We start from the raw sequence: 5,280 nt of genomic DNA, 5'->3' as shown, positions 1-5,280 counted from the left end.
GTCAGCTGTCAGCGATCAGCTGTCAGTTTGTCATCCCTGCGAAGGCAGGGATCCAGTCTTTCTCAGCTTTTTTGGATTCCCGCCGGAGTTTACCCCGTACCGCGATACGGGGCGGGAATGACAAAAAGACACCGTGTAGCTTCCAAAAGCTGACCGCTGATTGCTGATTGCTGATTGCTGATTGCTGATCGCTGATCGCTGATAGCTTTTTTTATATATATTTTTCAATTTTCTCCAGCAACTCCTGTTGATGCACAAAATCGGAAAGATAATCCAACTTGTCGGTTGGATAAACTAGAACGGGTGACAGTTTATAGCGCTTGATCCATTGTTCGTAGAGTTTATTCAAACCGCGCAAATAACTTTCCGGAATTTCTTTTTCAATACCACGCCCGCGTTTGGCAATGCGTTTCTTTATCGTAGGGAGCGAACATTTCAAGTAGATAAGCAAATCCGGCGGACGAAACGCTTTCACAATCGACTGATAAAAAGTTTTATAAATCTTGAAATCTCTTTTGGAAATAAAACCCTGTTTAAAAAGATTAGTGGCAAAAATTTCGGCGTCCTCAAAAATGGTTCTGTCCTGAATGACAGTCCCTTCGCTTTTCACGAGGTCAAAATACATTTTGAATTTTTGGGATAAAAAATAAAGCTGGGAATAAAAGGCGTACGCCTTCATGTCTTTGTAAAAATCTTCAAGATAGGGATTCTTATCGTTCGGTTCGAAAAAAGGTTTGACTTGAAAATGCCGGCACAAAAATTCAACCAGACTGGACTTGCCTACTCCCATATTTCCAGCAATGGCAATATAGCGACCCGGCATAGGGCCCCATTACACTGCGTAAGTTTCTTTTTCAAGGACGCGAGCGGCAACCGTTTCTTTAATTGTTTCGGTCGGGGCGCATTTGGGCTGAATCAGCCTGCTCAAAGCCTTTTCATAAGAACCAAATTCTTTTTCATCCCCACCCGCAATGTTAAAGAGGTTTTGACGAACCCGGCCAATCAACTCCGGAATTTTCTCTGACATATAGGCCATGGTCATCTCTTCAGCCAGTTTGGATTTGTCTTCACCCAACAATTTTCTGATTTTGAGGGCGCGCTCTAAACCGCAATGAATGACATAACTTTCGGTCATCAAGTCGGCCATTGTAATAAGGAGTGACTGTTTATCTTTAAGTTTCTCCATAAATTTCTGGGCGGCTACACCACAGAAATAAACGGTCAATCTTTTCAGAGCGTCGAGTTGGTCAATCCATGGAGCCAGAGGCTCAGAAGCATCCGTAGTTGGATATCCCGATTTTAATCCCGCCAAAACATTTTGGAGAACACCCATGAAATCGACACTCCCTTTCATGGCGCGGCGCATGAGGGTATCCGGCATCAAGAGGCGATTGATTTCATTGGTTCCTTCGTAAATGCGGTTGATACGGCCGTCGCGATAAAATTGCTCCGGCGGATATTCCTGAATAAATCCGTAACCGCCATACATTTGTACCGCATCATCGGCCACCAACTGAGCCGTTTCAGAACCGAAAACCTTTGCGATCGAGGCTTCAATGTTCAGTCCCTTGATTTTTTTCATCACAAGCTTGTAATAATCGGGACTCGATTTATCCAATTCGGACCATGCATTGTCCAAACTGCTTGCATAGGCATAGATGATCGATTCCAGAAGGTACGTGCGGATATTGTCGTTCGCCAGTTTTTCACGCAGAGCCTGAAAAGTGGCGATGGGTTTTCCAAATTGATGGCGCTCTTTTAAATATTTGGAGGAATATTCAATAAGGCGTTTACAACCCCCCATACAGGCGGCTCCAAGTTTCCAGCGCCCTACATTCAACACGTTGAAAGCAATGCGGTGTCCCTTGCCCACTTCACCCAAAACATTTTCAACCGGCACTTTGCAATCCTGAAGAATTACCGGAACGGTTGACGAACCGTGGATTCCCATTTTCTTTTCTTCTTTTCCGACGGAGAATCCCGATGTGTTACGTTCGATGATAAACGCGGTGAATTGTTCGCCATCTACCTTCGCAAAAACAGTGAAGACGTCGGCGAAACTGCCGTTCGTGATAAACTGTTTTTCCCCGTTCAAAATATAATATTTTTTGTCAGGAGACAAAACAGCTTTTGTTTTGGCGGCTAACGCATCACTGCCGGAACCGGCTTCGGTCAAGGCATAGGCCCCTATGAATTCACCGGTGGCCAATTTGGGAAGATATTTTTTCTTCTGCTCTTCGGTACCGTAATAAAGGATGGGAATTGTTCCAATGCCGGTGTGGCACATCAAGGGAACCATGAATGAAGTCCAACCCGTCGCATTTTCGGCGATGACGGTTGCGGTCGTTTTATTCAGTCCTAAACCGCCGTAGGCTTCCGGAATTTCGGCCATCATCAGACCCAATTCACCACATTTTTTCAGCAAAGAGGGAACCAGCGTGGGCAGGGTTTTGCTTTCAATGGCTTCGCGTTTGGGCTCAACCTCATTTTTGATGAAATCGCGCGTCAGTTTGGCCAGCTCTTTTTGTTCGCTGTTTAATTCTTCCGGAATGAAAAGATCCCATTTGCCAACGGGCTCCCACAGAAATGAAGCGGTGAACGGTCCTGATTTCGTTGCCATGTTTTTTCCCCCTTAAATTATAGGTTGGTGAAAAAGTTGTGTGAGAGGGTTTTGGGGCCGCGGTTCCCGACAGGCCACCCGTCGGGCCCGCTTATCGCTCGGCAATTTTGGCTTTATACCCCTTTTGTTAAATTTGCCTGCGCTAAACCCAAAAACCCACTCACACAACTTTTTCACCACATTCATTATTTACCAAGCAGTTCTTTAATTTTAGTCGTCAAAATGGGGAGAAGAACGAAGAGATCCCCCACAATTCCGTAATCGGCTTTGCTGAAAATGGGGGCTTCGGGGTCTTTATTGATGGCGACAATAACTTTGGAGGACTGCATCCCCGTCAAATGCTGGATGGCCCCCGAAATACCACAGGCGATATAGAGTTTGGGATTAACTGTTTTACCGGTTTGTCCCACCTGATGATCGTGCGAGATATAACCAGCATCAACAGCCGCTCTGGAAGCACCGACAGTAGCTCCTAAAGTGTCCGCCAAATCCCGAATAATTTTGAAATTTTCACTACTCCCCAAAGCCCTGCCACCCGCAACAACAATGTCCGCCTCCGTCAAATCTTTCATCCCCTTTTCCGCTTCTTTGACCTCTTTCACCACAACGCGCGCCCCCTCACTGGCAGACTGAATTGTTTTGACAGCCGCTTTTTTTTCCGCATCAACAACAGTGACGGCAAAAGAATTGGGACGAGCGGTGGCTAATTGAACATCACTTAAAAAAGTAACATCGACAAAAACTTTGCCTGAAAAAATGGGCCTCTTTGCTTTTAATTTTCCATTTTCAATGCTGAGTTCCACGCAATCGGTGGCCAAACCCGCTTTGAGTTTCATGGCAAGGCGGGGTAAAATATCTTTTCCCATTCCCGAAGCTGAAGCCAAAATAATTTGGGGTTTTAATTCCTGAATGAGAGGGAGTAAGGCTTTTGCATAACCATCTCCAGTATAAGATTGAACGCCGGGGCCTTCAATTGCGGTAGCCTCTTGCACACCAAATGCTCCCAATTCTTCTGCGGCGGCAGATGCCTGATTGCCAATCACCACCCCGTAAACAGGGGCATTGAGGCTCTTTGCCAGAGCTACCGCTTTACTCGCCAACTCACGCGAATACTTTTTGAGTTTTCCGTCTTCTTTTTCCGCTAAAATTAAAATGCCTGGCATAAATTGTAGAGCGCGCTCTTAAATTACTTTTGCTTCTTCATGTAAAAGTTTCACCAACTCCGCACAAACCTGTTCGGGTTCCCCTTTTAAAATTTTTCCGGCTTTTCTTTCCGGAGGAAGGGCAAAATGGGTGAATTGCACGAGGGGTGTGGCGCCACCTAAAAGATCAGCGGCCTTAAGTTCCGCAATTGGTTTTGATTTTGCTTTCATGATACCGGGAAGAGAAGCGTAGCGCGGGGCATTCTCTCCTTTGTCACAGCAAATAATTCCCGGCAGTTGCATTTCCAAAATTTCTTTGACGCCACCACCAACCGGTCTTGTAACTTTAACCAATTTTTTGTCAGCGCCCAGTTCAATATGTTCGATGGGCCACACACAAGGCCAATCCAATTCCGCAGAAACTCCGTGTGCTACGTGCACTCCATCATCGTCCACCGCTTGTTTGCCGGCAAAAACAACTTCAAAATTTTCCTGAGACACGACTTTGGAAAGCATCAACGCGGTAGTGTAGTTATCCACGGAAACGCCTTCCGTGTCGATGCGAATACCGCGGTCGGCCCCCATCGCAAGCGCCTGACGCATGGAATCGACAGATCGTTTCACGCCGGCCGTTACAATCACCACTTCTCCGCCGCCGGACGCCTCTTTCAAACGAAGGGCTTCTTCCACGGCGTATTCATCAAAAGGATTGATGACCCATTTGATGTCAGATTCATCGATGCCTGTGGCATCGGACTTGATTTTGATTTTAGTCTCCGTGTCAGGAGTCTGTTTAAGAAGAACACCGATTTTCATAATATCGGGGGGGCCATTGACTCCGCAAATTCTTCGAATTTGCTTTGCGGTCCAGCAAAGCCGGACCTTGACTCGCCACTTCGTGGCTCCTTCCCCCCGCACCCCTTTCATTCGCACCGGCAAAGCCGGATGCTCATTCACATAACCGCGCGAGCTATACAAAATCATTAAAAGAATGCAACTTTAAATATAATGATTTTGCGCAGAATCAGAGTTTAAATTAAAGACTTGCCGTCCAGATATGCGGGGATTGGTTTGCCTAAAAGTTTGAGCATGGTGGGAAAAATATCGACGGTGCGAAAAGCCTTGGAGGGTAAGAAAGCGTTGGTCACCACAGGAACGAACATTTGGTCTTTGTGCAGAGAACCGTGTGAACCGCGATGTTCCGGGACTTCATATTTTAAACGCAAATCATAACCGGGCGTGGCGGACAAAACAATATCCCCCGTGCGCTCTGCTTTGAAAAGACTCCCAATCTGCCAGAGCGCATCGGGATAATCCGAATTTTTGGTCTGATCGAAAGCCTGTTTTTCATCGAGCATCGAAGCCACATTCGCATATCCGAACGGATCTTTTGACTTTACCTGATATTGAAGGCGATCGCCCTTCCAATGAAGAGAGGCTTCTCCCCGTTTGGAGAGAATATCCACGCCGTTGTTTTCATTGCTCACCATTACAATATCGATCGCTTTTTCTTTTTTC

5 protein-coding genes are annotated in these 5,280 nt (G+C 46.2%); all 5 read right to left on the bottom strand.

Annotation, left to right across the window (positions count from 1 at the left end; genetic code table 11):
- Positions 1–211: 211 nt before the first annotated feature.
- Complete coding sequence (locus tag HY877_02020) at positions 212–823, bottom strand: deoxynucleoside kinase (GenBank protein MBI5299060.1); 612 nt, start codon at positions 821–823, stop codon at positions 212–214.
- A gap of 9 nt (positions 824–832) precedes the next feature.
- Positions 833–2,620, bottom strand: coding sequence for an acyl-CoA dehydrogenase family protein (locus tag HY877_02015; GenBank protein MBI5299059.1), 1,788 nt, complete (start codon positions 2,618–2,620; stop codon positions 833–835).
- Between the two features lie 185 nt (positions 2,621–2,805).
- Positions 2,806–3,783 (bottom strand): electron transfer flavoprotein subunit alpha/FixB family protein, encoded by a 978-nt coding sequence (locus HY877_02010; GenBank protein ID MBI5299058.1) that lies wholly within the window; start codon positions 3,781–3,783, stop codon positions 2,806–2,808.
- 18 nt (positions 3,784–3,801) lie between these two features.
- Complete coding sequence (locus tag HY877_02005) at positions 3,802–4,719, bottom strand: electron transfer flavoprotein subunit beta/FixA family protein (GenBank protein MBI5299057.1); 918 nt, start codon at positions 4,717–4,719, stop codon at positions 3,802–3,804.
- A 74-nt stretch (positions 4,720–4,793) separates the two neighbouring features.
- The coding region (locus HY877_02000; GenBank protein MBI5299056.1) for a hypothetical protein at positions 4,794–5,280 on the bottom strand (487 nt) is incomplete at its 5' end.

It is taken from the genome of Deltaproteobacteria bacterium, assembly GCA_016213065.1.
In the GTDB taxonomy this organism is placed as follows: Bacteria; UBA10199; UBA10199; order SPLOWO2-01-44-7; family SPLOWO2-01-44-7; genus JACRBV01.
Note: the sequence above shows the minus strand (reverse complement) of the source record. Positions and strands in the feature narration are given on the sequence as shown.